24 protein-coding genes are annotated in these 26465 nt (G+C 39.2%); 22 read left to right on the top strand and 2 right to left on the bottom strand.

All coding sequences use genetic code 11. The annotated features are described in order from the left end of the window. Positions 1–100: 100 nt before the first annotated feature. The 21 genes from N0B29_RS03605 to N0B29_RS03505 all read left to right on the top strand — a co-directional run bounded on the left by N0B29_RS03605 (position 101) and on the right by N0B29_RS03505 (position 23044). The gene (locus N0B29_RS03605) at positions 101–472 is read left to right on the top strand and encodes a Fur family transcriptional regulator (RefSeq protein ID WP_263832315.1); all 372 of its coding nucleotides are present in this window, start codon (positions 101–103) and stop codon (positions 470–472) included. Beyond that, entirely contained in the window at positions 469–951 is a 483-nt protein-coding gene (locus N0B29_RS03600) for a hypothetical protein (protein WP_263832314.1), read from the top strand. The genes N0B29_RS03605 and N0B29_RS03600 overlap by 4 nt, the downstream gene beginning before the upstream one ends. A gap of 9 nt (positions 952–960) precedes the next feature. Then, on the top strand, positions 961–1803 hold the full coding sequence (gene nfo / locus N0B29_RS03595) for a deoxyribonuclease IV (protein WP_263832313.1): 843 nt from the start codon (positions 961–963) through the stop codon (positions 1801–1803). Positions 1804–1978: 175 nt separating this feature from the next. After that, complete coding sequence (locus tag N0B29_RS03590; protein WP_263832312.1) at positions 1979–3202, top strand: OmpP1/FadL family transporter; 1224 nt, start codon at positions 1979–1981, stop codon at positions 3200–3202. Between the two features lie 2 nt (positions 3203–3204). Continuing rightward, positions 3205–4770, top strand: coding sequence for a fatty acid--CoA ligase (locus N0B29_RS03585; protein WP_263832311.1), 1566 nt, complete (start codon positions 3205–3207; stop codon positions 4768–4770). Between the two features lie 101 nt (positions 4771–4871). Next, positions 4872–6605 (top strand): ATP-binding protein, encoded by a 1734-nt coding sequence (locus N0B29_RS03580; RefSeq protein ID WP_263832310.1) that lies wholly within the window; start codon positions 4872–4874, stop codon positions 6603–6605. A gap of 176 nt (positions 6606–6781) precedes the next feature. Continuing rightward, a complete protein-coding gene (locus N0B29_RS03575) occupies positions 6782–7171 on the top strand; it encodes an NAD(P)H-quinone oxidoreductase subunit 3 (RefSeq protein WP_263832498.1) in 390 nt (129 codons plus the stop codon). After that, positions 7153–7662, top strand: coding sequence for a NuoB/complex I 20 kDa subunit family protein (locus N0B29_RS03570; RefSeq protein WP_012855943.1), 510 nt, complete (start codon positions 7153–7155; stop codon positions 7660–7662). The genes N0B29_RS03575 and N0B29_RS03570 overlap by 19 nt, the downstream gene beginning before the upstream one ends. Beyond that, a complete protein-coding gene (locus N0B29_RS03565; RefSeq protein WP_263832309.1) occupies positions 7659–8459 on the top strand; it encodes an NADH-quinone oxidoreductase subunit C in 801 nt (266 codons plus the stop codon). The genes N0B29_RS03570 and N0B29_RS03565 overlap by 4 nt, the downstream gene beginning before the upstream one ends. 2 nt (positions 8460–8461) lie before the next feature. Continuing rightward, positions 8462–9688, top strand: coding sequence for an NADH dehydrogenase (quinone) subunit D (gene nuoD / locus N0B29_RS03560; RefSeq protein ID WP_263832308.1), 1227 nt, complete (start codon positions 8462–8464; stop codon positions 9686–9688). Between the two features lie 8 nt (positions 9689–9696). Continuing rightward, positions 9697–9936 carry an NADH-ubiquinone oxidoreductase subunit E family protein gene (locus N0B29_RS03555; RefSeq protein ID WP_263832307.1) on the top strand — a complete coding sequence of 80 codons (240 nt, stop codon included), beginning with the start codon at positions 9697–9699 and terminating at the stop codon, positions 9934–9936. After that, entirely contained in the window at positions 9936–10781 is an 846-nt protein-coding gene (locus N0B29_RS03550; RefSeq protein ID WP_263832306.1) for a hypothetical protein, read from the top strand. The genes N0B29_RS03555 and N0B29_RS03550 overlap by 1 nt, the downstream gene beginning before the upstream one ends. Then, the gene (locus N0B29_RS03545) at positions 10778–13255 is read left to right on the top strand and encodes an NADH-quinone oxidoreductase subunit G (RefSeq protein WP_263832305.1); all 2478 of its coding nucleotides are present in this window, start codon (positions 10778–10780) and stop codon (positions 13253–13255) included. The genes N0B29_RS03550 and N0B29_RS03545 overlap by 4 nt, the downstream gene beginning before the upstream one ends. Further along, positions 13248–14240: an NADH-quinone oxidoreductase subunit NuoH gene (gene nuoH, locus N0B29_RS03540; protein ID WP_263832304.1), complete on the top strand. Its 993-nt coding sequence runs from the start codon at positions 13248–13250 to the stop codon at positions 14238–14240. Before N0B29_RS03545 ends, nuoH begins: the two co-directional genes overlap by 8 nt. 9 nt (positions 14241–14249) lie before the next feature. After that, entirely contained in the window at positions 14250–14864 is a 615-nt protein-coding gene (nuoI, locus tag N0B29_RS03535) for an NADH-quinone oxidoreductase subunit NuoI (protein WP_263832497.1), read from the top strand. A gap of 7 nt (positions 14865–14871) precedes the next feature. Further along, entirely contained in the window at positions 14872–15423 is a 552-nt protein-coding gene (locus tag N0B29_RS03530) for an NADH-quinone oxidoreductase subunit J (protein WP_263832303.1), read from the top strand. Next, on the top strand, positions 15420–15722 hold the full coding sequence (gene nuoK / locus N0B29_RS03525) for an NADH-quinone oxidoreductase subunit NuoK (protein ID WP_263832302.1): 303 nt from the start codon (positions 15420–15422) through the stop codon (positions 15720–15722). Before N0B29_RS03530 ends, nuoK begins: the two co-directional genes overlap by 4 nt. Positions 15723–15726: 4 nt before the next feature. Beyond that, positions 15727–17583 carry an NADH-quinone oxidoreductase subunit L gene (gene nuoL, locus N0B29_RS03520; RefSeq protein ID WP_263832301.1) on the top strand — a complete coding sequence of 619 codons (1857 nt, stop codon included), beginning with the start codon at positions 15727–15729 and terminating at the stop codon, positions 17581–17583. A gap of 10 nt (positions 17584–17593) precedes the next feature. Further along, entirely contained in the window at positions 17594–19120 is a 1527-nt protein-coding gene (locus N0B29_RS03515; protein ID WP_263832300.1) for an NADH-quinone oxidoreductase subunit M, read from the top strand. Next, positions 19120–20607, top strand: a complete 1488-nt coding sequence (nuoN, locus tag N0B29_RS03510) for an NADH-quinone oxidoreductase subunit NuoN (protein ID WP_263832299.1) — start codon at positions 19120–19122, stop codon at positions 20605–20607. Before N0B29_RS03515 ends, nuoN begins: the two co-directional genes overlap by 1 nt. A gap of 40 nt (positions 20608–20647) precedes the next feature. Continuing rightward, positions 20648–23044: a DUF7494 domain-containing protein gene (locus tag N0B29_RS03505; RefSeq protein ID WP_263832298.1), complete on the top strand. Its 2397-nt coding sequence runs from the start codon at positions 20648–20650 to the stop codon at positions 23042–23044. A gap of 79 nt (positions 23045–23123) precedes the next feature. On the opposite strand, the gene N0B29_RS03500 is transcribed toward N0B29_RS03505, so the two are convergent. Together N0B29_RS03500 and miaA are read right to left on the bottom strand one after the other, a co-directional pair. Continuing rightward, a complete protein-coding gene (locus tag N0B29_RS03500; protein WP_263832297.1) occupies positions 23124–24542 on the bottom strand; it encodes an aldehyde dehydrogenase family protein in 1419 nt (472 codons plus the stop codon). A gap of 20 nt (positions 24543–24562) precedes the next feature. Further along, positions 24563–25459 carry a tRNA (adenosine(37)-N6)-dimethylallyltransferase MiaA gene (gene miaA, locus N0B29_RS03495; protein WP_263832296.1) on the bottom strand — a complete coding sequence of 299 codons (897 nt, stop codon included), beginning with the start codon at positions 25457–25459 and terminating at the stop codon, positions 24563–24565. A 134-nt stretch (positions 25460–25593) separates the two neighbouring features. Between miaA and mqnP the strand changes: the two genes are divergently transcribed. Continuing rightward, positions 25594–26463 carry a menaquinone biosynthesis prenyltransferase MqnP gene (mqnP, locus tag N0B29_RS03490; RefSeq protein ID WP_263832295.1) on the top strand — a complete coding sequence of 290 codons (870 nt, stop codon included), beginning with the start codon at positions 25594–25596 and terminating at the stop codon, positions 26461–26463. The last annotated feature ends 2 nt before the right edge of the window (positions 26464–26465 follow it).

Genomic DNA, 26465 nt, shown 5'->3' with positions numbered 1-26465 from the left:
TTAATCAAATGCAACTTAGTTGTGACTTAGAATGATTCTTTAATCATATATGAAAAAAAATTGGGTACTATTTCTTAGATTTCATTCCGAAGAGGAAACTATGAGCGAACAGATCAAATCATTGTTTGAAGAACATGATATCAAGTTTACAACCGCACGTTCTTCTATCTTGGAAGTGCTTAAAGAGGCGCATCATCCCATGTGCTATGAGCAGATAAAAGAGAAGATGAGTGTTGCAATGGATAAAGCAACGTTTTACCGCAACATTGCCAAGTTTGAAGAATTGGGGATGGTGCATAAGTTTGAAGCCGATGATCGCAAGTGGTATTTTGAACTCTCTAGCACAACACATGCTCATTTTATTTGTGAGCATTGCCATAAAATCACCTGTATGGATGTTGATTTAGGCAAAGTTGAGGGAGAAGTTACCAGCATTGTATTAAAGGGAACATGCAAGGAGTGTCACGTATGAAAATAGTTTTACATGTAAGCTTTCTAGTCTTGATTTTTTTGAGTGGTTGTGCAACGAAGCAGGAAATTACCTCTTCTGAAACCTATATCATTACCATTAAAAATAAGCAAATTGCACTTTCAGATACAGGGTTCATCAATCAAGGTAAAGGCTATACGAATGTGCAAATTTTTTCTGCAGGAAGTGTCCTTTTCAATCTCGAGATGATGGGAAACAATATCTGCTTGGATGGAAGATGTATGGATAAACTTGCTTTTAATCAGCAGTTTTTTCAAGAAGAGCATTATGCTGGGTTGATGCAGGACATTATTGCTAAACAGCCTATATATGAAGGGAAAAATTTGCACCAAATCAGCAATGGTTTTGTGCAAGAGCTAGAACTTCAAAACAGCCATCTTAGTTACAAAGTTGAAGGATCAAACTTAACGTTTAAAGATACGAAAAATGGCATCTTAATGCGATTAAAACAATTACCCTAAAGGAAGAGTATGAAATTTGTTGGAGCACATGTGAGTGCAAGTGGCGGAGTGTTTAATGCTCCTATCAATGCCACAAAAATTGGAGCAAAAGCGTTTGCACTTTTTACAAAAAATCAACGTCAATGGGAAGGAAAATCTTTAACACAAGATGAAATTGATCGTTTCAAGCGTGAATTAGAGATTGCAGAGATTTTACCCAAACATGTTCTACCACACGATAGTTATTTGATTAATCTAGGGCATCCTGAGCTTGAAGCACGTGAAAAATCGTTAAATGCCTTTTTAGATGAGGTAAAACGCTGCGAAGCTTTAGGGCTTGATAAGCTCAATTTTCACCCAGGGAGCCATCTAAAACAGATAAGCGAAGAGGCGTGTTTAGAGCTTATCAGTGCATCTATGAATGAAGTGTTACGCCAAACAAACAGTGTTACACTCGTTGTTGAGAATACAGCTGGGCAAGGAAGTAATATGGGTTACAAAATGGAACACCTAAACTACCTTATGGATAATTCCATCGATAAAGAGCGTGTAGGGGTTTGCATCGATACCTGCCACTTGTTTACTTCAGGTTACGACATAAGAAGCGAAGATGTATATAGGCAAACGATGGAAAAATTTGCTACAATCGTCGGATTTAAGTATCTTAAAGGAATGCATCTTAATGATTCTAAGCCAGATCTAGGCACTCGTGTCGATAGACATGATTCTATCGGAAAGGGAAAATTAGGATTAGAGCCGTTCAAGTTTATCATGAATGACGAACGCATGAATGACATCCCTTTAGTGCTTGAAACAATCGATGATTCAATATGGGCAGAAGAGATTGCACTGCTTTATAGTCTTATCAAGTAGACTTCTTGTAAAACTCGTTTTGCAAGAAGGAAAAGCACCAAAGGTGCGCGGGCTTGCTGCTGAAGCAAACCCAGTGTTAACGCAGCTTTTCACAGAAACTTTGTTTTGAAGCTTTGCTTTAAAAGCGTGTCAAGAGTTCTGTAAGAACTCTAATAAAAAACTCTAAGGACAACACATGAAACAAACGGTAAGGGTAGCCACGTTACTAAGTCTTAGTGCGGCGACATTGTTAGCTTCAGGATACCGTATTCCTGAGCAATCTTTAAACTCAGTAGCACTCAGTGCTGCTTACGTTGCAGGTGCAAATGGCGCAGATGCCAGTTATTATAACCCTGCGAATATGTCGTTTATGGAAAATGGCGCTTTTACTGAGGTTGCGATGACCTACATTAACTTGCCAAAAGTAAAGTATACGGATGCTCTTAACAGTGCGTATAATGGTGATTCTAAAGAAGAGCAGTTTTTAATGCCAAACTTGCACTATGTCTCTCCAATGATGGGTAATTGGCGTTATGGTCTCTCCATCACCGCCCCAGCAGGTCTTTCAAAACGTTGGGATGAGACTTTCCAAAAAATGAGTGCAGAAGAATTTACCCTTAAAGTTATTGAGGTGAATCCGACAGCAAGTTACCTTGTAAATGATCAGTTCTCCGTTGGTTTTGGTCTTAGAGGCGTCTACACCAGTGGTAAAATCAAGGCGTTTAGAGCAGGTTCTTATGAAAATAGTATGGATGCCGATTCGATTGATTTTGGGTACAACTTGGCATTGAGCTATAAGCCTATTAAAGAATTGACTTTAGCCGCAACGTATCGCTCAAAAGTCAATTTAACGGTTGATGGTGATGCGCAGACAACATTTTATATACCTGCCGCTACACCTTTCAATGGTGGCGTGAAAACACATATCCCACTTCCTGCTTCTCTAGCTTTAGCCGCAGCGTACACCATCGATAAAACGACAGCAGAATTTGTTTATGAGAGAACGTATTGGTCAGCGTATGACTCTTTGGATTTTCAATTTGATAATGCAACTGCTGAGGCTTCAGCATTAGGTGCAGTCAAGCCAAAAAATTGGAAAGATGTGAATGCGTACCGTATTGGACTAAGTCACCAATGTACCGATAATCTTAAAATGATGGCAGGTTTTGCGATAGATAAATCACCTACACCAGACAATACTCTTGGTTTTGAACTTCCAGACTCCGACGCAAAACTTTACTCTGTAGGTTTTGAGTATAAACTTTCACAAAATCTAAAAGTGGGGTTAGCGTACCTTTATGATATTAAAGAAGATAGAACCGTTACAAATAGATCTGGCTCAAACCCAGCGGCACCGTATGGTACTTTTACAGACTCTTCAGCTCATCTTGTAACAGCGTCATTTAAGTACAAGTTTTAAAAATGTTAACGTATCCGTATCAGAATTTTTATGAGGTCATGGAGGCGAATGCTAAAAATGACCCTAAAAAGGTAGCTATTTTTATAGATGATCGCAAAGTAACGTATTTAAGGCTCAAGCAAAATATTGATACCTTTGCGCGTTTTCTAGAATTTAGCGGTATTAGAAGCGGAGATCGAGTTGCCATGATCATTGGCAACTCCGAAGAGTTTGTTGTCTCTTTATTTGCGATTACAAAGATTGGAGCAATCGCAGTACCTCTGAATACTTTTTTAAAAAAAGAGGAATTTGAGTACATTTTGAATGATTGTGAAGCGCGTATGTTGATCTCATCGGCTGCGTTTGCCAATGAGACCAAAAATTTACTCGATACAACGAAGATCGAAAAAATCGTTTGGACAGACAAATACCCTCATTTAGATGAGCGAAATTACAGTTTTACTGAAATTGATGCGAGTCTTGAAACACATGAACGTTTAGCAAAAAATCCTCACTTAGATGATCTTGCATGCATTGTTTACACTTCAGGAACAACAGGTAAACCAAAAGGTGCTATGCTTTCTTACCGAAATTTTTTCTCTAATGCTATTGCTGGGTCTATCTCTTTTCAAATCACTGAAAAAGATCGCTTCATTGTTTTTTTACCGATGTTCCACTCTTTTACGCTTTCCATTATGGTACTTCTCCCCATGTTTACGTGTTCAAGCATTGTGATCGTTCGTTCGGTCTTTCCTTTTGCGAATGTGCTTAAACAGACACTGCTTAAACAAGTGACCATATTTTTAGGGGTGCCAACACTTTACAATGCACTCTTAAAAGCGAAGATTCCATGGTATTTTATGTGGTTCAATAAAGTACGTATTTTCATCTCAGGTAGTGCACCGCTTAGTGAGCAATCTTTGAATGAATTTAATGCTAAATTTAAAAAAGCAACGCTTTTAGAAGGCTATGGTCTGAGCGAGTGTTCGCCCGCTGTTTCAGTCAATCGCCTTGATCATCAAAAAGCACTTTCTGTAGGTTTACCACTTCCTAGTTATGAAGTAAAAATTGTCAATGAAGAGATGATGGAAGTTAAAGTGGGCGAAGTGGGTGAAATAATGGTTAAAGGCGACTGTGTGATGAAAGGCTATCTTAATCATGCAGATTCAACCGATGAAACCATTATGAACGGCTGGCTTCTAACAGGAGATTTGGGTAAAAAAGATGAAGATGGTTTTATTTATATTGTCGATCGTAAAAAAGATCTTATTATTTCTAAAGGGATCAATATCTACCCAAGAGAAATTGAAGAGATAATTTACAAATATGAAGGTGTCGATTCTGTAGCGGTTATTGGCGTTAGAGATGAAACGAAAGACGAAGACGTTTTGGCATTTATTCAACCCAAAGAGGGTGTTGAACTCCATGAAATGGAATTACGTCAATATCTTAAGAAACATTTGGCAAATTTCAAGTTACCCAAGCATATTTACTTTGTTGAAGAGCTTCCAAAGAATGCAACAGGCAAAGTCCTCAAACGAGTACTAAAGGAAAAAGTACAGACAGGTGGAATATTACGTAAAAAATAGAGATTAACTTTTTAACGAAAGGGTTATTTTATCATCATCTTGTCATCATATACTTCTCATGTAGTAGTATCATTTTTTCACTTGGATTAAAAGGCTTTGTATTGCAGTATTTGGTAGATTTTTTAGAGAGTAAAACGGTTCAAACATCACAAATTTATGAACATCTTAAATGCTCCATCGACGAAGCAAAATTTTTGCAAATAATGACCAAAGAGTATGTTCTAGGCAGTGTTGACATGGGCGTTGCCGATGTTTTAATAAAGCTTTTTGGTGATAAAAAATATGCCCATTTGCAACAACTCTCATTGGTAAAAGATTTGATTGAGCAAGGTTGGATTGTTCAAAACAGTTTTTTAACTTCCAAAATTATGGATGTCTCTAATTTAGAACTTTTAAACAGCACGGTAACGCTCAGTTCTGCTTTTTTGAAACTATTAGAGGAAGGAACTTTGGAGGTTGTGTTACCAGACGTTACGCCTTATGAGGATCATCTTGAATATTTAAAAGATCAATTTTTTCGTATTGAGCTCTATCAAAAATTAAGTCAAACAAAGCATAATGCAACGGAAAATTCACCCAGTATTGGACGCCTTAAAAATAAGCTTGAACTTTTAGAAAGTCGCATTGTTGAGCGTATAAAAGTAACACAAAATGAGATCGTGGTTGAGAATATTTTTAAAGAAAATGAGCTAAATCCTAAAGAGCAACTTATTTTCTTAGCACTTCTAAAAGAGGAGTATGCCGGTGAATTCGAAAGTTTACGTGATATGAATACACTTATAAGCCTCATTAGTATTGATGATTATGAGAAGATTAAAAATCGCTCGCTTTTGGAAGAGGGTTCAAAACTCATTGAAAATCTCATTATTGATTATGATGAGATGCTAAGTACTTTTGGCGGTGTCACTCGAAGCTTTTTTATTAGCGAAGAGATTTTACAAAAGATCATGCATCCCAACAAAGAGAAAAAAAGCAAGAAAATCAAACTTGATATGCTTATTGGTGAGCAAGAACTTTTCGAGTTAATCGATCCTAAGACCAATTTGGATGATGTGATTTTACACCCTAAAACCAAAGAAGTACTTGATAATTTACTGAAACAAATTGATAAAAATGTCGTGAAATTACTGCGAGAGTGGGGCATAAAAGAGCGTCGTAGCGGCATTGATGCAAAAATTATTCTCTATGGACCTCCCGGGACTGGTAAAACAATGACTGCCCTTTCTTTGGCGAAATCCATGAAAAAAAGAGTACTCAGTTTTGATTGTTCTAAAATTCTTTCCAAATATGTGGGCGAGAGTGAAAAAAATGTACGTAGTATTTTTGATACCTATAAAGAGTTATGTAAAAAGACCAAAAGTGAGCCTTTGCTCCTTCTCAATGAAGCCGATCAGTTTTTAAGTGCCCGTTCCACCGATAGTGGTGCCAGTGCCGATAAAATGCACAATCAAATGCAAAATATTTTTTTAGAGCAGATTGAACGTTTTGATGGACTACTTATTGCAACAACGAACCTTTTAGAGACGATAGATCCCGCTTTTTCAAGACGTTTTGACTATAAAATTGCCTTTGAAAAGCCTGATTTGAAACAGCGCATTGCACTTTGGAAAAAACTTTTACCCGAAAATGCTACTTATGAAGAGGGGTTAAATATTGAAAAGTTAGCCTCATATCCACTGACAGGTGGGCAGATCAAAGTAGTGCTTAAAAATACTGCTTTAAAAGTGGCTACGAAAGCAAAACCACTTTTTACTTTTGAGGACTTTAAGCTCTCAATTGATCGCGAAACCAAAGGTGCTTTTGGTGATGCGAAATCCGTTGGATTTATGAATTAATCGTCTTAAATAAGCCTTTCTGAATGCTTTACATGTAAAAGTGTTCAGATGGATTTGTTGTGAAAATATAAATTCTGTCTCGTTAGAGGCAAGCTTTAGCACCCTAGTGGTTAACGTAGCTTTTTGGGCTTTGCTCAAAGAGCGTTATAAAAAATGAAGGAATGATGATGACACCTTTGTCGCACATGGATTTTGCACATCCTTATTTTGGAGCTTTTTTTCTCCTTGTCTTTGGTGCAGTTGTATTTTACGGTATTACTGTTCTAGCACGTGTTGTGAGCCGCAGTATGTCACGTTTGGATACCGAAAAACTTAAACTAACCATTTATGAGTGTGGACCCGAAGTCACCAAACAGCCCAATAAAATTTCTGCACATTTTTATCTTTTTGCAGTTTTATTTATTTTGTTTGACGTGGAGATTATCTTTATGTTTCCGTGGGCAGTGGACTTTAAAGCTTTAGGAATGTTCGGTTTTGTTGAGATGATTTTATTTGTCATTATTTTAACCATTGGTTTTGTATATGCATGGAAAAAAGGAGCGCTCGAATGGCACAGCATAAGATAAATTACCTTCAAGAAGCGGGTCTTCCTGTGGCACTGACCACAGTCGATAAACTGGTTCAATGGGGTAGAAGTAACTCGTTGTGGCCACTGACGTATGGACTTGCTTGTTGTGCGATTGAGATGATGGCAACGGGTGCGAGTCGTTATGATTTTGACCGTTTTGGAACCATTTTTAGAGCGAGCCCTAGACAAGCCGATGTTATCGTCATTGCAGGAACGCTCACTAAAAAACATGCTCCGTTTATGCGTCGTTTGTATGATCAAATGCCTGATCCAAAATGGGTGATTAGCATGGGAAGTTGTGCCAACACTGGCGGTATGTTTAACACCTATGCAACCGTTCAAGGGGCTGATCGCATCGTGCCTGTGGATATTTACTTACCGGGTTGCGCACCACGTCCTGAAACACTTCAATACGCCCTCATGCTTTTGCAAAAGAAAATCCGCACAGAGAAAGCATCACGCAAGCTTGCGCCTAAAAGGTTGGTATGATGAGAAGTTATAACGATAAAAAAAATGTTCAGAAAAAAGCCTATTACAGCGACCGTTTTTGGGTAGCTCCGCAAATTCCTAAAGAAGAAGTAGAGAGCGATGAAATTTTTGCAAGCGATTTAGCTATTTTAAAAGCAAAGTTTGAGATCAAAGAGGCGTATATTCAAAAAGGGCAATTGGTTGTTTATATAGACCCAAAAGATAATGTGAGTGTCTTACAAACCCTTAGAGATGAACTCTCTTATAACTTTTTAAGCGAGCACAGCGCGATTGATTGGTTAGCCAAAAGTGGTGAATTTGAAATTTTTTACCAACTGCTTTCAACCTCTAAACGTAAACGTCTTCGTGTGAAATGTTTTATTAAAGAAAAAGAAGTGCTTAAAAGCGTCATTAATGTTTATAAAAGTGCCGATTGGGCAGAGCGTGAGATGTACGATATGTTTGGTGTCATCATCAGTGGACATCCGTATATGAAACGTCTTTTGATGCCTGATGATTGGTATGACCATCCGCTTCGTAAAACCTATCCATTGCAGGGTGATGAAGTGGCACAATGGTATGAAATCGATAAGATTTTTGGCAAAGAGTACCGTGACATCATAGGACCAGAAGAGAGAGATAGTGCGCGTGTGGATGTAAACGATACCTATCGTTTTGCGCATATTAACCATGAAGTTCCTTTTGGTGCCGAGCCAAGCCAAGAAAAAACGATCACCGATTACCAAGAAGAGGGTGGTGTGTTTATCGTGAAAAAACTCAAAAAAGAAGATGCTAAAATCGTGAAAGAGAGATATTAATCATGCAAAAAGTCAATCGTCTAAAACCTTTTTTTGAGAATATTGCTTTTGAGCGTGAAGATAACCATATGATTGTTAACTTTGGACCTCAACACCCTAGTGCGCATGGTCAACTTCGTTTGATTTTAGAACTCGATGGCGAGAAGGTGAGTAAAGCAACGCCTGATATTGGCTATTTGCATCGTGGTATGGAAAAAATGGCAGAGAACATGATCTACAATGAGTTCTTGCCAACCACCGATAGAATGGATTACATCGCTGCAAGTGCAAACAACTACGGTTTTGCTTTAGCGGTAGAGACACTCATAGGTCTTGAAGTTCCAAGACGCGCTAAAGTCATTCGTATGATGCTTTTAGAACTCAACCGTATCTCTTCTCACCTTTTTTGGCTTGCGACGCACGCGCTTGATGTGGGTGCGATGACCATTTTCCTTTATGCTTTTAGGGAGAGAGAATATACGCTTGATTTGATTGAAGATTACTGTGGCGCGCGCTTAACACACTCCTCAGTGAGGATTGGTGGCGTGCCTCTTGATTTGCCTAAAGGCTGGATCGAAGGGCTCAATAAATTTATCAATCATTTGCCGATTGACATCGCGGATTATGAGGGTTTGTTAGACCAAAACCGTATTTGGAAAATGCGTTTGGAAGATGTAGGTGTGATTACTCCTGAGCAGGCGCAAAGCTGGGGCTGTAGTGGTCCGATGCTAAGAGGCAGCGGCATTGCGTGGGATATTCGCAAAGAAGAGCCGTATGAACTCTACGATGAAGTTGAGTTTGATGTTCCTGTTAGTACGACCTGCGATAGCTATGGAAGGTATAAATTGCACATGGAAGAGATGCGACAAAGTGTTCGCATTCTCAAGCAACTGATTCCAATGTATGAAAAGACAACGCCTGAAATTATGGCGCATGCTCCACGTTATATCTCCGCTCCAAAAGAGCAGATTATGACACAAAACTACTCTTTGATGCAGCATTTTGTACTGGTGACACAAGGAATGCGCCCACCCGTGGGTGAAGTGTACGTTGCGACCGAATCGCCTAAGGGAGAGCTTGGTTTTTACATCAATTCACAGGGTGATCCGTACCCTTATAGACTAAAACTTCGAGCACCAAGTTTCTTTCACACCGCTTTCTTGCAAGAGCTGTTAGTGGGTGAATATCTTGCCGACGTTGTTGCAATCATTGGTAACGCAAACATCGTCTTTGGCGAAATTGACAGATAGGAGAGAGCATGCAACGATATGATTTACGACATTTAAGCGATGATTTTTACGGACGTATGCTTGAGATTATTGATGAAACAGCTTTGGGTGAAGTTTCCATCTTTATGTTTGAGATAGGTGATTTTTCTCCTGTTCAAAAAAGTGCGGATGTGATTAAAGAGGCAGGTTGGACGTTAATGAACTCTTTGAAGTTCAATGAGACCGACTGGACGATTGTCGTTAAAAAAGTGAAAAGTGAAGTAGCGTAATGGCAGCAAAACAATTTATAGAAGCCTTAAATCAGCCAAGTAATGACTCTTTTGCTTTTACATGTAAAGGGTTTGATCTTATTATGTGTGTGGGAACACTTCCTTCTCGCCATGATGCAACACTTTTAGGAAGCTTGAGTACGAGTGATTCTAAATTGGTCTATCTCTTTACGATGGAAGATCAAGCCTTGGTTGAAAAAAGTGCTTTTTTTAGCCGTTATGAAGTGGGTGCAGAAGAGGGCGTATTGGCACTGCTTGCCAAAAGTTTTCTTTTACATGTAAAGCTTCCTGAGGCTATTAAAAACTATTTTGAAGAGCTTGATGAAGGTTATATCAGTGCAGAAAGCAATCTTGGCGAAGAAGAGATTGAAGAGATTGAAGCATTGTATGAAGAGGCTACCAATGTACTTTTGGTTTTAGGTGATGATGTGATACGTCATTCAAGAGCTGCCAATATAGCGCACCTTGCAGGGTTGATTGCAAAGCATGGCAAAGCGAAATTGCTCGTTGTGGGTAGCACACCTGAGATGATGGTTGCATCAAAGCAAGAGAGAGTTTTAGAAGAGATTGCAGATCTTAAAAGTTATGATGGTGTTGTGGTCTATCAATGCCCTATGATAAGTAAAGAAGAAGAGAATTTTTTGATAGGTTCAGCACAGTTTCAAATGGCAGCCAAAGTGCAAAATGGTGATAAAATCACGGTTGCCATCAACCAAGAGGTCTATCCTCGCACCTTTGTGCGTGATGATAGTTTAAAAGGCGTGATCGCTTTAATGCCCTGTGCGAAAGCGGATTCTAGCTATCCCTACCATGTAGTAAAAATAGTGAAGGCAGAAGTGCAATGAGCGATGTTTTAATAACCATAGATGGAAAACAGTGTACCGCGACAGAGGGTGAATATGTTTTAGGCGTTGCGCGCAGAAACGATATTTTTATCCCAGCGCTCTGTTATGTGACGAATTGCTCACCAACGTTAGCGTGTCGTTTGTGTTTGGTGGATATTGACGGTAAAAGGGCTTACAGTTGTAATGCGCGTGCCAAAGAGGGTATGAGCGTTATCACTAAAACTGAAGAGATCGAAAAAGAGCGCAGAGCAATTATGGAGATCTACGACATTAACCATCCTTTAGAGTGTGGTGTGTGTGACCAAAGTGGGGAGTGTGAACTGCAAAACTATACCCTTGAGATGGGTGTAGACAGCCAACATCACTGCATCGCAGATACACAGCGTCCAACTAAAAATTGGGGTGCGATTCATTATGATTCCTCTTTGTGTATCGTCTGTGAGCGTTGTGTCACCGTCTGTAAAGATATGATTGGTGAATCAGCACTCAAAACCGTACCTCGCGGTGGTGCAGAGCTTGATAAGGCATGGAAAGATAAAACCGAAAAAGATGCTTACGCGATGTGGAACAAACTTCAAAAGTCCATCATCGGTGTGGCAAGTGGCGCTGAAACTTTAGATTGTACGCAGTGTGGCGAGTGTACAGCCGTTTGTCCTGTCGGCGCACTCGTAGGCTCAGACTTTCAATACACTTCCAATGCGTGGGAACTTAAAAAAATCCCAGCATCAAACCCACACAGCAGTGATTGTTCACTCATCTATTATGATGTCAAGCATACGGGCATTCATAATACAGAGCCTAAAATCTACCGTGTCAGTAGCGATCATAACTACGCACCGCTTCATGCAGCAGCACGCTATGGCTTTGACTTCCAAAACGAAGTTACATGTAAAGATGAAAATGCCTTTGCACGAGGGGTTGAACTGCTTAAAACCAAAGTTGATACCATCGTTTTTGATAGTTACATTACCAATGAAGAAGCGTTGATTTTACAAAAGCTCAAAGAGAAGTTTGGCTTTAAGTTGGTCAATGTTGATGCCAAAGCGTACCAAAACTTCCTCAAAAATTTTGCAAGTACAGCAGGCTCAAACCTTTACAGTGGCGACCTAGAGAGCATTCGCTCAAGTAATTTTGTGGTTAGTTTTGGTACTGCCATTAAAACCGATAGCCCAAATGCGGGTTATGCGATGAACAATGCGATTGGCATGAACAAAGGTGCTGGGCTTTATTTCCACCCTGTGGCTGATCCTATCGTTGCGGGTTATTCTAAAAACTTACTCAGTATCACCCATAAAATTGGCGCGGAAGAAGCGATTGCGTATCTTCTTCTTGATCTTTTTGGGGATAAAGAAGCGATGCCAAAAAGTGTTGTAGAGTATTTGGCGACTTTCCACAGCACCCAGAAAAAAACCATCCAAGAGAGCGTCAAAGAAGAAGTTAAAGAGATGGTCAAAGACGAAGAGAGTGGTGAAGAGAAAGAGGTTGTTAAAACGATTGAAAAAATGGTGGATAAAGAGATTGAAATCGACACCAACGCGCTGCTTGAACTTATTGGTGCAGAAGCGGATTTGGTCGAGAAAATCACCAAACTTTTGGATAAAAAAGATAGCTTTAGTTTAATTGCGGGTGAAGATCTTTACACGCATCCAAGAGCTGAAAATATCGCGAAACTTTTAGGCTTGATTGAACGATTTACAGCATTTAGCTTAGTAATCATCCCATCACGCACCAATACGCTAGGCGTTTCACTCATCTGTGATTTGGACGAGGCAAAAGGTAATTTCACGCTAGGCTATAACGTCAAAGGTGACTTCACCTTAAGCGCTCTTGGTAAAGGTGATCTTGATATGCCTTCTCTTAATCAACAAGAGGGGACGTTTACGTCGATGAACAAACGTGTGGTTCCAACCAATGTTGCACTTCCTTTTAAAGGTTATTGCCTCAATGACATCGCCAATGCGCTTGGACTAGAAGCGGAGTGGACGATTGATTATACGCCTTATTTACCGAGTCAAAAAGGCTTTAAAGCAGAAAAATTTGATAGCTTACCGAATCGTTATGAAAACGATGGCACTGAAAATCGTGGCTATGTGCTTGCTTCTCAAAGTGTTACATGTAACGATGACATTGAACCAATTGCAAACTTTACATGTAAAGAGGGTGATGTGGTTTACAGGGCTAATCCAGTGCATCAGTTTAGTGCCTTTACAAACAAAGCACATCAGCTAAATGAAGCGGGGGCACTTTATGTTTCATCTGCTTTCTTAGAAGCTAAAAATCTTCATGATGGTGCAATGGTGACATTGGAAAATGATGAAGGTGCAAAATTGGCGATTGCGATTAAAGAAGAAAAAATGATCGACGGAATGATCGCTTATCTTCCGACGTTTGATACAAAAATTGACACATCTCCATTTTTTAAAGAGGGGTATCGATTTGCTCACGTAGTGCTTAAAGGAGTTGAACATGTTTGAAACAGCCGTTTTGGTTGAAACCATTGTCAAAGCCATTATTGTTGTAGCGGTTGTTGCAGGTATGGCAGGGTTTGCGACATTTATTGAACGAAAAGTGCTCGCTTTTATGCAACGCCGTCTTGGACCTATGAATGTGGGACCTTATGGTTTATTGCAACTCGCAGCCGATGGTATTAAACTCTTTACCAAAGAGGATATTGTGCCTCAAAATGCGGTTAAACCTATCTTTATGATTGCTCCTGTCATTGCCGCTGTAACGGCGTTTGTGGCTATGGCAGCCGTTCCATACTTTCCAGAGTTTACACTTTTTGGTTATGTGATTCATCCGATTATTTCGGACATCAACGTAGCACTTCTGTATGTTATGGGTGTGGCATCGGTGGGTATTTATGGACCGCTCCTTGCGGGTATGAGCAGTAGCAATAAATGGTCGCTTTTAGGTGCAGCGCGTGCTGTGGTCCAGATGCTCTCTTTTGAAGTGGTCAGTGGATTATCTGTTTTAGCGCCCATTATGATGATAGGCTCACTATCCTTGATTGATATTAATGACTATCAAAGTGGTGGCGTGACAAGCTGGCTTGTTTGGAAACAACCTTTAGCATTTATTCTTTTTGCGATGGCAGGATTTATGGAAACTAATCGTGCGCCATTTGATACGATTGAGTTTGAAGCTGAAGTTGTAGCAGGTTATGCAACAGAGTATTCTGGTATGCGATGGGGTCTCTTTTTCATTGGCGAATATGCTAACATGATTACTATTTCTGTTTTGGTTAGTATTGTTTTTATGGGCGGTTATAATCCTGTTTGGTTTATCCCAGGTTCTGTGATGATGTTGCTAAAAGTTTCATTTTGGGTTTTCCTTTTCTTGTGGGTAAGGGCTGCTTGGCCGCATATCAGACCTGATCAATTGATGTGGGTGTGTTGGAAAGTGTTGATGCCTTTAGCGGTCGTTAACATTTTGCTTACCGGCTTTGCGCTGATTTAGGAGGCGATGATGGAATTAAGAGATTTTAAACAACGAAATATTGCCCCTGGATATATCTTTTTCGAGGGTGAACAAAAGCCAGAAAATGGTTGGCAAGCTTTTAAAAAGGTCGTAAGACGAAGCCTAAAAGGTGAACTCTTTGTAGGACTTTGGATTGTTTTTAGAGAGATGATTCGTTTTGATATTCACACCCTTCAATATCCTGCACAAAAAATGGAAATGACCCCGAGATATAGGGCAATTCATCGACTACTTCGCTTATTTGAAAGTGGAAGTGAGCGTTGCATTGGATGCGGTTTGTGTGAAAAGATCTGTATTGCTAATTGTATTCGCATGGAGACGCATGTGGATGAGAAAAGCCGCAAAGTCGTAAGCGAGTACAGTATTAACTTTGGTCGTTGTATCTTTTGTGGGTATTGTGCTGAAGTATGTCCTGAACTTGCCATTGTACACGGCGCTGAGTATGAAAACGCCAGTGAGCAACGTGCGCATTTTGGACTGAAAGAGGATATGCTCACTCCGCTCGATACCTTTAGAGCCAAACAACAAAAAGAGTTTCCAGGATTTGGTGCATTAAGTGATAATGCCGATGAAAATGTGAAACAGACACCATTAGCGTATTGAGGAAGAGATGTACGAAATTATAGCATTTTACGTTTTTGCCGCACTCACCATCGGCATGTTTGGGATAGTGGTTCTGAGTCGTAATGCACTCTATGCGATGAGCGCACTAGCGGGTGGAATGATCTTTGTCTCTGGCTTCTTCTTTATTCTAGATGCGGAGTTCTTAGGCGTTGTTCAGATCGTTGTTTATTCGGGCGCGATTATGGCGCTTTACGCATTTGGTATGATGTTCTTTGACACGACACGCGATGTCAGTGAGAAGATGCGCTCTAAAAAGATTGCCTATACGCTTTCGATCATAAGCGCTATTTTAGTTGTAGCCATTTTATGTGTACCCTTGGCTTCTGAAAATATTCAAGCGATGTATCCAGTTATGGATAACGTAGGCAATATTCAGATGATTGGAATTGTTCTCTTTACCAAATACTTAGTTCCGTTTGAATTGGCCGCTATTATGCTCTTAGTAGCGATGATTTCTGGCATTGTACTTGCGAGTAAACGAATGGATGAGTATTTAAACCTTGAAGATGATGAATTAGATGCAAAGGAGGGAGAATGATCACCTTAACACATTACCTTGTATTAGCGGGTATTTTATTTTCCATAGGACTTGTAGGTGTCATGCGACGAACGAACCTTTTGATGCTTTTTTTCTCAACAGAAATTTTGCTCAATGCCATTAATATTGGCTTTGTAGCGGTTTCAAAATATTATGGAGATCTCACAGGGCAAATGTTTGCCTTTTTCATTATAGCCGTCGCTGCAAGTGAAGTAGCTGTTGGTCTTGGACTTCTCATTTTATGGTACAAGCGAAATGGTTCTGTTGATCTTAATAACCTTCAAATGATGAAAGGGTAAGGCAATGGAAAAATATCTTTACACAGCACTCTTTGCACCCCTAGTAAGCTCTTTGTTTGTTGCCTTTTTTGCAGCACGCCCTAAGATGCTTTTCACAGGTATTATTGCTTCGATGCTTATTGCGTTCTCTATGATTGCATCATTTATTTTGTTGATAGATGTCAATACATACGGCCCTTTACATGTAACGATGATGGATTGGATTGCCGCGGGCAATTTGGAGATTCCTTTTGGCTTTGTGGTTGATGAGGTTTCGGTTATTATGATGGTAACAGTCACGCTTGTTTCGACGATTGTTCATATCTATTCTATTGGCTATATGGATCATGATAAGAGTTTTAACCGTTTCTTCTCTTACCTCTCCGCCTTCGTTTTTTCCATGATGATTTTGGTGATGAGTGATAATTTTGTCGGTCTTTTCATTGGATGGGAAGGTGTGGGACTTTGTTCATGGTTGCTCATTGGTTTTTGGTACCACAAGCACTCTGCTTCATGGGCAGCGAATGAAGCGTTTATTATGAATAGAATTGCCGACCTTGGCATGCTTATGGGACTATTTCTTATTTATTGGAATGTTGGATCATTTCAATATGATGAAGTCTTTGCAAGTGTGAAATCAATGGATGTGACGCTCTTGGCAACCATTGGCATGTTTTTATTTATTGGTGCGATGGGTAAATCAGCACAGTTCCCCCTTCATACATGGCTAGCTGATGCGATGGAAGGACCAACACCTGTTTCAGCTCTTATTCATGCCGCAACCATGGTAACAGCAGGTGTTTACCTTGTGATTCGCTGTGGAGCACTTTACACGCTTATCCCAGAAGTTGGGTTTGCTATCGCTTCCTTAGGCGCTTTTGTTGCCGTCTTTGCCGCTTCGATGGCACTGGTCAATAACGACCTTAAACGCATTATCGCCTACTCAACGCTTTCGCAACTGGGTTATATGTTTGTAGCCGCAGGACTAGGCGCTTACTGGATAGCACTTTTCCACTTGATGACACACGCTTTCTTTAAATCATTACTCTTTTTGGGTGCAGGTAACGTTATGCATGCGATGCACGATGAACTTAACATCAAAAAGATGGGTGGACTTTATGGATCGATGAAAGCAACCGCTATTTTGATGAGCGTGGCTTCGGTGGCATTAGCAGGTATTTATCCTTTTGCGGGCTTTTTCTCCAAAGATAAAATCTTAGAAGTTGCCTTTAATGAGGGTGCCTATTTTCTTTGGTTTGCGCTCTTTATCGGTGCAGGTTTGACCGCATTTTACAGCTTCCGTTTGGTGATGCTCGTATTCTTTGGTGAAAAAGAGTATGTGAAGCATGGTTTACACCCACATGAGGCACAACCGTTTGTCATTTATGCACTGCTTCCATTGGGACTTTTAGCTGTCGTTGCAGGATTTTTAGAGCATACTTTTGAGGGTTTTGTAACGCGTCTATTGGCAGAGTATGAAATTCATATTGCACATGGGACTGAAGTACTTTTGATCGCAGGAACACTAGGCATTGCGGTAAGTGGTATAGCATTTGCTATTTTTATGTACAAGCGCGGTGGTTTTCCAAAGTCATGGGAAGAGAGTGCAGGCTACAAATTGTTAAGTAATCAATACTATATTCCAAAATTGTATGAACTTTATATTATGCGTCCTTTTAGTGCCTTGGCAACGTTTGCATGGTTAAAAATAGATACTAAAATTGTGGATTTTACAGTGGATTTAATTGCTAAAGTAGTTTATTCGACAGGGCAAAGTGCCAGAAAGATGCAAAGTGGAAATCTCTCCGACATGCTCAGATGGATGATTGTAGGTATGATAGTCTTACTTGCACTCGCAATTTTTTATAGACCAATGGTGTAGGGAGTAGGACATGGAACATATTTTATCACTTCTTGTATTCTTCCCAGCAATGGCAGGACTTTTAGGATTTTTGGTTACCAAAGAGAGTATAAGAGCGTATGGCATTAGCGTCAGCGCTATTGAATTTTTCCTCTCCATTATTTTATGGATTGGCTTTGATGGCTCCAATGCGGGTTATCAGTTTGTTGAGTATTTGCCTTTTATGCCAAGTTATGGTTTAAGCTATTATCTTGGAGTAGACGGTATCTCTCTTTTCTTAGTGATCTTATCGACATTTATTACGATGATTGCGTTTATTGCTCTTAGTATTAAAAATGAGATTAAAAATTTGATTATCTCGGTTCTTTTCTTAGAGATGACCATGGTAGGCGTTTTCTTAATTTTAGATGTTATCTGGTTCTACGCGTTTTGGGAGCTTTCTTTAGTGCCAATGCTTTATATTATTGGCGCATGGGGAAGTGCGAACCGTATGTACGCATCCATCAAATTTTTCCTCTATACATTTGCAGGTTCTGTGCTTATGTTAGTGGGTATCTTGTATATGGGCTTTTTATACCATGAAGCGACAGGAATTTGGAGTTTTTCATTACCTGATTGGTACTTATTGCAAATTCCATTTGAAACACAACTATGGCTCTTTGGAGCATTCTTCTTAGCCTTTGCTATTAAAGTGCCAATGTTCCCATTTCATACATGGCTTCCTTATGCGCATGGTCAAGCACCTACCATTGGCTCTATCATCCTAGCAGCAGTTCTTTTAAAGATGGGAAGTTACGGTTTTGTGCGTTTTTCACTCCCCCTTTTCCCTGATGCTTCGGTTTATTTTCTCATTCCCGTTGCAACCATCTGTATCATTATGGTGATTTATGCGGCGATGATAGCGTATGCTCAAGAAGATATGAAACAAGTCATTGCCTACAGTTCAATCTCGCACATGGGTATTGTCATCTTAGGAACGTTTGCCATGAACGCTGAGGGCATTACGGGTTCAATTTTTCTCATGCTGAGTCATGGTATTGTGAGTGGTGCTCTGTTTATGTTAGTGGGTGTCATTTACGATCGACGTCACACCAAGCTGATGCGCGATTTTGGAGGCTTGGCATCCGTTATGCCAAACTTTGCTACGGTGTATGGCATCATGCTGATGGCTTCTGTTGGACTTCCTTTGACCATAGGATTTGTTGGAGAGTTTTTGTCTTTAGCAGGTTTTTACCGCATTAGCTGGGTGATGACATTGTTTGCAGGAACAGGTATCATCTTGGGAGCGGTTTATATGTTGGTACTTTACAAAAAATCATTTTTTGGTGAAGTCGTTCATGCTGAGAATAAAACACTTAAAGATTTGAATGCTCAAGAACTCACTGCACTGATTCCTCTCGTGGCGTTGGTCGCTATTTTAGGAATCTATCCAAAACCCGTTTTAAGTGTCATTGATATGAGCGTTCAAAAAATGCTTGTCTTGATGGATCAAAAAGCGGTTGAACAGACAACTAAAGAGGTTATTATTAAAGCGAATAGCATAGGAGGAACACACTAATGTTAGAGCCTATTTCGATTGACGTCATAAGCCTCAATCTACCTGCACTCCTTCCTATGGCGATTTTAGTGCTAGGAGCATTGGCTGTTATTTGTGCTGATTTGGCAGTCAAAGGATTGAATCGTAGTTTTTTAACGATGATTACAGTCCTTTTTATTATCTTAGATTTTGGTGCTGTTGTTGGCTTTAATGGTCCATCACATGGATTTTTTGATGTATTGTTGCTTGATGGCATTTCCATTATTGCACAAGTGATTATTCTAGTAGCTTCGGCATTTTTCTTACCACTCTCACTCAGTCATCGACATTTTAGAGAATTTAGAATGGCAGAGTTTTATGCACTCTTTATGTTTATGATTGTGGGCTTTCAATTTATGGTTTCTAGTGACAATTTAATTATGATCTTTATTGGTCTTGAAACTTCAAGTCTTGCCCTTTACACGCTCATTGCAATGCACAATCGTGCGAAAGCGTTTGAAGCAGCCATTAAATATTTTACAATGGGAGCATTAGCCGCAAGTTTTTACGGTGTTTCAGCACTGATTTTTTATGCACTTACCGGCAGTGTTGAGATCAATCAAATTGGAAAAATCTTAATGCAAAGAGAGTTTGAGCCTCTTGTAGGTGTTCTTGCGGCAACCGTATTTATGCTAGGCGCATTGGGCTTTAAACTTTCATTGGTACCATGGCATACATGGACACCTGATGTTTATGAGGGAAGTTCAGCACCTCTAGCAGGATATATGTCAGTTGTGCCAAAAATAGCAGGTTTTGTGGTAGCGATGCGTCTCTTTGAGATGCTTGTATCCTCAGGTGTCGTTTGGTTAGAGCAAATCCTTTATATTTTAGTTGTTCTTACAATGACATTATCAAACTTGATAGCACTTGTGCAAGAAGATGTTAAACGTATGTTAGCCTTCAGCTCCATCTCTCATGCAGGCTTTATGATGGCAGCTATTTTAATTGGAACAACCCAGTCCAATTCAGCGCTTTTTTTCTACTGGACACTCTTTATGTTTACGAACCTAGGGGCTTTTACAATGCTTTGGATTGTAAGACATCGTAAAAATCTTTGGGATGAACGTTATCAACACCCTTTTTCAAAGTTTTCTGGACTGGTAAAGATTATGCCAACAACCGCAACGATTATGGGTATTTTTATGTTCGCGCTTGCGGGTATGCCTCCTTTTTCTGTCTTTTTCGGGAAGTTTTATTTGATTAGTGCAGCGATTAACAGTAATTATGTTTCATTAGCCATTATTATTGCGATCAATAGCGCAATTGCCGTTTATTACTATATGAAACTTGTTATTTTTATGTTTTTAAAAGAGCCTGTTACAGCGGATGCTAGATTATACGCAACCAATGCATCGACACCACTGAAAGTTATTGTAGGATTTGCAGCAATTATTACAATGTTTGCGATTGTATTTGTAGAGCCATTATTAACGATTATTACCAAATACGTTGCCGCTAGTGGTTTTTAAATAAGGGGTGAAAATCCCCTTATTTTGCTATAATGTGAGTATGAAATATATTTTAATCTTCCTTTTAGCATCAGTACAACTTTTTGCGCTGGACATCATTTTAAACAGCGGTAAAGAGAGCAAAACGAATTATGCGATCTTACATGTAATGGATGCAAAGCCCTTCTATTGCCAAACGATTGTTGGCGAACTCAATAAAAAAAACTATATTTGTAAAATTAGCCGACCGATTAATAAACCCATAGAATCAAAAAAAATGAAACTAGCAGAGCTTGATTTTTACGAAAAAGATGGTGAATTTTATATTGCGATAGATCCTAAAGTTGATTCAAAATTAATACCTGTCGAAGAGAGTCTATACAATACCAGTGAGATTTTAACAAAGCCGAAAGAAACACTTTATACGCATTGGACAATTCTATTACAAGAAAAACCTTTGTATGAACAAAAAGCCGTTTATGATGGGCTTGATTTTCCTGTCACCTTTCCCAAATATCAAAAACCTTACATCGGAGCACTTGATCTTAATGGTGCGCCCATTTCGTATGCCCAAAGTAAAGATATTCAGCTCTATTTAGACATCAAACAAGAGTATGAAAGCGGGTATTATGATGGGGTTGTTAAAGATGTAAAACGTGTCTTAACGCTCTTCCCAAATTCAATTTTTAGAAGTGAGCTTGAGCTTTACCAGATGCGCTCTATGGATAAAATTTTAAGTGCGAAAGAAGATAAGGCGGATGCGCCTTTTAATGAAAATGACATTATCAATGTTGCTAAACGATGGAGCAAAGAGTTTGCAAGTGATGAAAATATTCCTGAAGTTCTGATGCTTATGACGAAAGCGTATCTCAAAGCGAATGCAAAATCAGATGCAAATTATTGTATTGATATATTAGTAGGGGAACATCCTGATAGTTCTTTTACGAAAAGAGCCATTTTACTTTATGCCGATAACCTTTTCCTCAAGAAAGAAAAAGATAAAGCGATGAAGCTTTACTTAGATGTTCTTTACAGCGCACAAGATCTTGATATCGCTTCAGAAGCGGCTATTCGTTTAAGTGATTATCAAATGGATGCTGGAAAACTCAAAGAGGCTAAAGAGTATCTGTTTAAAGTACTTAATGTTAATTCACAATTCCTCCTTAAAGATAAAGAAGCAAGCTATAAACTAGCACGCAGGCTATTTGAGCACCGACTTTATGATGTTGCTGCTAAAATTACTGATTTATTGCTTGAAAACACACCTAAGAAAGCTGACAATCGAGAAATACTCCTTAAAGAGAGTGGCGATTGGCATGCAAAAGCAAATGAGGTGGAAGCAGCACATGCACGCTATCAAGAATATTTAGCAGATTATAAAAATAGTGGCGAGCATGTTCAAGAAGTAACGGAGAGTTTGGATGAGCTCTTTTTTAAACTCAACGAAAATAACGAGACAAAACTTGCCAATTATTATGATAAATTGATTGAGACTTATAACAATGAGATTGGGCAAAAAGCACTTTTAGAAAAAGCAAAATTACTACTTAAACAGAAACGCTTTGAAGAGGTGCTCAATCTTCAAAAAGATCTTGCAAAAGTACCAGATCATTATGAGATTAAACCCGAAGAGTTGATCTATGAAGCAGCAAAATCGCTTGCCTTACAAGAACTTGAAAAAGATGAGTGCCAAAATACGGTAGGACTCATTGAAGAGTATAAACTCCAAATCACTGAACCGCAATATGAGGAAAAGCTCTTTAAATGTTTTATGCGTGTTTCACGGTATGATCGCGCTCGTGAGATTTCAGATACGCACCTTAAAGATGCACAGCTTGCCAGTCGTTATGCTTGGTCTCAAAAACAGGTTCAAGTGCTTTTCAAAATGGGAAAATACCAAGACGCCCTTGCTTTTAAAGAAGATTTGAAAACACTCTCGTTTTCGCTTCGAGAAAAAATTGGCTTAGAGACAATCCGCGATCTGTTTTTCTCTTTAGTCAAGCTCAAAAATCTTGAAGGCGCTGCTTCATTGGCTGAGAGTATTAAAATTCTTTACCCTGATGAAGCGAGTAATTTGGATATTTATTATGAGATTGTTAAAATGGCAAGTGATGCTAAAAATGATCTCTTACTCGTTACGTATGCCCAAACGAGCCTTGAAATGCAAAAGAAGTTTAAATCGAATGCTCTTAGCCCAGCATTAGAGTTTAGCTATATGGATGCGTTGAAGCGTTTAGGTCGTGATGAAGAAGCTTTAAAAATTGCAGAATCGCTTTTACCTCAAAGTTTAGGCGCTAAAGATAAAATACGACTCTTTTACCAAGCAGGGGAATTTAGCCTTAAACTCAAAGAAGATGCAAAAGCTAAAGATTATTTTACAAAATGTATTAGCATTAACGACAATAGCTCATGGAAGAGCATTTGCCAACAAAACCTTGATTTGCTGATTGCACAGTAAATTAAAAAGTAGAGCGTGGCATTCTGCCAAGAAAATCCAGTGTTAATGTAGTCCTTAGAGTTCTATTAGAACTCTACTATTAAAACAGAATTGATTTTATCTCACTAAATGCGTCCATAGAGTATCGCCCTCCCATTCTTCCAAGCCCCGATTGTTTCATGCCACCAAAGGGAGGGGTTTTGGCTTTTGAGGTAGCTGTATTGATTAAAACTCTTCCGCTTCGTATCTGCTTTGCAAATGCAAGGGCCTTTGCTTCATCGTTTGAAAAGACATAAGCCGAAAGTCCAAAAATGGTGTTATTTGCCATTGCAAGAGCTTCTTGTTCACTCTTATAAGGCAATACACATAAAACAGGGCCAAAGATTTCTTCTTGAACGATCTTTAGTGTTTCATCCTGACAGATAAAAACAGTCGGTTTGACAAAATAACCCTTTGCAAATCCTTCAACTCTTCCAAGCCCGCCACAAAGAAGTTTAGCACCATCATCAATACCGCTTTTGATGTATGATTGTACAGTATCAAATTGTGTTTGATTGATCATGGGACCAATGTGCGTCTCTTTCTCTTTTGGGTCACCAATTTTAAGTTTTTTAATCTGCTCAATGAGTAAACTCTCCACCTCTTCAAGTCTCGATTTTGGTACCAAAAGTCTGCTTCCCGCATGGCACGCTTGACCACTATTACTGTAAGCACTGCTCAAAACGTGTGAAATGACCTCTTTAAAATTGGCATCTTCTAGAAGAATCGTTGGAGATTTACCACCAAGCTCAAGCGTCATCCGTTTAATTGTTTTGGAACAGTTTTCAAAAATCTTTTTGCCTGTTTCGGTACTTCCAATAAAGGAAATAGCATTGACAAGCGGGTGTTTAGTTAAAACTTCACCGACAATCTCGCCCGTTCCATGAACAATATTCACAACACCTTTAGGAATACTGGCTTTATGTAAGCATTCTAAAAATGCTTGTGTCTCTAGGGCATTAAATTCACTAGGTTTGATTACAAGTGTACAACCAAGCGCAATTGCTGGTGCTATATTGCTACACAAATGGGCAAGGTTGGCATTCCACGGAATAATAACGCCAATGACACCCACACCTTCTTTTACGGTCATTGAGTAGGCATCTTTGGTGATAAAATCATAATTTTTAAGCTCTTCTTTAATCGTTAAAAAGAGGTTGATAGCATTTTTAGTGCGTCTTGTTGTTGTTGATATGGTTGCGCCAAATTCTAAAACAGCCAAATCAATCAATATTTTTTCCTGTGTGAGAAGTTCATCATGAATACGTTGTAAAATAGCCATTCTTTCATCAATAGATGTTTTTGAAAAAGATTCAAATGTATGAGATGCGCATTGAATTGCCTCGTTCATTTCATGAGGAGTACTTAAAAAAACTTCAGCAATTTGCTCTTCCGTTGTAGGATTTTTGAGTGTAAGACTTTCATTTGAGTTTATTTTTTTAAATTCACCATTGATATAATTTGTATTGATTATTTTCATCTATGTTGCCTGTTCTAGTATTATGATTTGAAATGAGCTTCGATTACGTCGAAGAGATACGTAACATCGCCTTTAGTATGGGGTGGAAATTGTGAAGCGTTAAAGGTGCGTTGACGTTTCGCTAAATGAAGGGTATTAAACGCTATGCGCTCCTCAAGCCCAGGTATTTTAAATTTACCATCAAAATAATCCAGTACTTCTTTAATACCAATCGCTTTCATGCACTGAGGTGCTCTGCTATAGCGTTTTTCTAAACCAAAAACTTCATCGATGAGTCCTGCTTCTATCATCATCTTTGTACGCAAAGCAATTTTTTGCGCTAGCGTCTCTTTGGGAGTCTCTATCTCAAATAAGGCAAGATCTTTAATAATCGGCTCTTGTTTCGCGCGAACGAGATAGGTTGAAGGTATTTCATTTGTGGTTAAAAAAATCTCCAACCATTTTTCAATTCTATAACGATCGCTTGAAGCTATTTTGCGGGCATAGGTGTTATCGTGTTCTTGGATTAAAGCGTAAGCAGACTCCAAATCAAGGAGTTTATTTTCGATTTGCTCTTTTACATGTAAAGATATTTCAGGTTTTGAACTGAGCCCTTCCATCATGGCTTTGAGGTAAAATCCTGTTCCTCCCACAATAATAAGATTTTTCCCTTCCTTGAAAGACGTTTCATGCACCTCTTTGTAAAGATCAAAAAACATGGTGACATCAAAATGCTCGCTTGGAAGAAGCACGTCCATTCCAAAATGGCGAACGCCTTGACGCTCATCTAGCGTTGGTTTCGCAGAAGCTATGTCAATTTCTTTGTAAATACTGAGCGAATCGAGCGATAAAATATGGGCATTATACTTCAGCGCAAGTTCTATAGAGAGTGCTGTTTTGCCCGAAGCGGTTGGTCCTAAGATAGCGATGGTTTTCAATGGGTTTCTCTTACATGTAAGTCTGAGTACGTATACGTGTACTTTTGCACTTTTAGCGGTGCTGTGCGTGCAATTATAACACTTTTAAAGGGTTTTGTTGTAAAATCAAACCATCTTAAACGTAAAGGTTAGTATTGCAACAACTCTGGCTAAAACTCAAAGATATTAGCGATTTGATCGTCTTTAAACACTCCATTTTCGCACTCCCCTTTATTTTTGTCGCGATGATCGTCTCTTCAAAAGCACAAAATGGAACACTGTGGTTTGGGTTTAAACTTTTAATTTTAGGGCTTTTAGCAGCCGTTAGTGCGCGTAATTTCGCAATGGCATTTAACCGTTACGCAGATCGTGACATCGACAAATATAATCCAAGAACCGCCAACCGCCCCAGTGTCGATGGCAGAATTGGTGTGAGCAATATGCAGCTATTTATTGCGCTTAATGCGCTTATCTTCATTGTCGTAGCTTACATGATTAACGATCTTGCCTTTTATTTGAGTGTGCCTATTTTGATTATCTTAGGCGGATACTCCCTTTTTAAACGTTTTTCACCTTATGCGCATTTAGTGTTGGGTGTCTCTTTAGGACTTGCTCCTATAGCGGGCGTTGTGGCTGTGCAAGAATCCATTCCAATGTGGTCTATTCTACTCTCTATTGGTGTAATGTACTGGGTGGCGGGTTTTGATCTGCTCTACTCTTTGCAAGATATGGAGTATGATAAAGCCAATGGACTTTTTTCCATTCCTTCCCGTTTTGGCAAAGATGCAACTTTTTTTATATCACGTCTTTTTCACGCGCAAACCGTTCTTTTTTGGTTACTGTTTGTCATAAGCGCTGGGCTTGGATTTTTTGCGTATGTCGGCGTTTTAGTCTCAGCCGTTGTACTCTTTTTTGAGCATCGCATTGTGTTGAAAGACTTTTCTAAAATTGATCGCGCTTTCTTTACGCTTAATGGCTATTTGGGTGTCATCTTTTTTGCACTGATCTTTTTAGACAGGATATGAAA

This window comes from Sulfurospirillum oryzae (assembly GCF_025770725.1).
In the GTDB taxonomy this organism is placed as follows: Bacteria; Campylobacterota; Campylobacteria; order Campylobacterales; family Sulfurospirillaceae; genus Sulfurospirillum; species Sulfurospirillum oryzae.
This window is presented reverse-complemented; position numbering and strand designations above follow the sequence as displayed.

Bases quoted from the DNA above. Each gene is read 5' to 3' on its own strand.
- N0B29_RS03605 (WP_263832315.1), top strand. From the start codon at position 101: ATGAGCGAACAGATCAAATCATTGTTTGAAGAACATGATATCAAGTTT.
- N0B29_RS03600 (WP_263832314.1), top strand. From the start codon at position 469: ATGAAAATAGTTTTACATGTAAGCTTTCTAGTCTTGATTTTTTTGAGT.
- nfo (WP_263832313.1), top strand. From the start codon at position 961: ATGAAATTTGTTGGAGCACATGTGAGTGCAAGTGGCGGAGTGTTTAAT.
- N0B29_RS03590 (WP_263832312.1), top strand. From the start codon at position 1,979: ATGAAACAAACGGTAAGGGTAGCCACGTTACTAAGTCTTAGTGCGGCG.
- N0B29_RS03585 (WP_263832311.1), top strand. From the start codon at position 3,205: ATGTTAACGTATCCGTATCAGAATTTTTATGAGGTCATGGAGGCGAAT.
- N0B29_RS03570 (WP_012855943.1), top strand. From the start codon at position 7,153: ATGGCACAGCATAAGATAAATTACCTTCAAGAAGCGGGTCTTCCTGTG.
- N0B29_RS03565 (WP_263832309.1), top strand. From the start codon at position 7,659: ATGATGAGAAGTTATAACGATAAAAAAAATGTTCAGAAAAAAGCCTAT.
- nuoD (WP_263832308.1), top strand. From the start codon at position 8,462: ATGCAAAAAGTCAATCGTCTAAAACCTTTTTTTGAGAATATTGCTTTT.
- N0B29_RS03555 (WP_263832307.1), top strand. From the start codon at position 9,697: ATGCAACGATATGATTTACGACATTTAAGCGATGATTTTTACGGACGT.
- N0B29_RS03550 (WP_263832306.1), top strand. From the start codon at position 9,936: ATGGCAGCAAAACAATTTATAGAAGCCTTAAATCAGCCAAGTAATGAC.
- N0B29_RS03545 (WP_263832305.1), top strand. From the start codon at position 10,778: ATGAGCGATGTTTTAATAACCATAGATGGAAAACAGTGTACCGCGACA.
- nuoH (WP_263832304.1), top strand. From the start codon at position 13,248: ATGTTTGAAACAGCCGTTTTGGTTGAAACCATTGTCAAAGCCATTATT.
- nuoI (WP_263832497.1), top strand. From the start codon at position 14,250: ATGGAATTAAGAGATTTTAAACAACGAAATATTGCCCCTGGATATATC.
- N0B29_RS03530 (WP_263832303.1), top strand. From the start codon at position 14,872: ATGTACGAAATTATAGCATTTTACGTTTTTGCCGCACTCACCATCGGC.
- nuoK (WP_263832302.1), top strand. From the start codon at position 15,420: ATGATCACCTTAACACATTACCTTGTATTAGCGGGTATTTTATTTTCC.
- nuoL (WP_263832301.1), top strand. From the start codon at position 15,727: ATGGAAAAATATCTTTACACAGCACTCTTTGCACCCCTAGTAAGCTCT.
- N0B29_RS03515 (WP_263832300.1), top strand. From the start codon at position 17,594: ATGGAACATATTTTATCACTTCTTGTATTCTTCCCAGCAATGGCAGGA.
- nuoN (WP_263832299.1), top strand. From the start codon at position 19,120: ATGTTAGAGCCTATTTCGATTGACGTCATAAGCCTCAATCTACCTGCA.
- N0B29_RS03505 (WP_263832298.1), top strand. From the start codon at position 20,648: ATGAAATATATTTTAATCTTCCTTTTAGCATCAGTACAACTTTTTGCG.
- N0B29_RS03500 (WP_263832297.1), bottom strand. From the start codon at position 24,542: ATGAAAATAATCAATACAAATTATATCAATGGTGAATTTAAAAAAATA.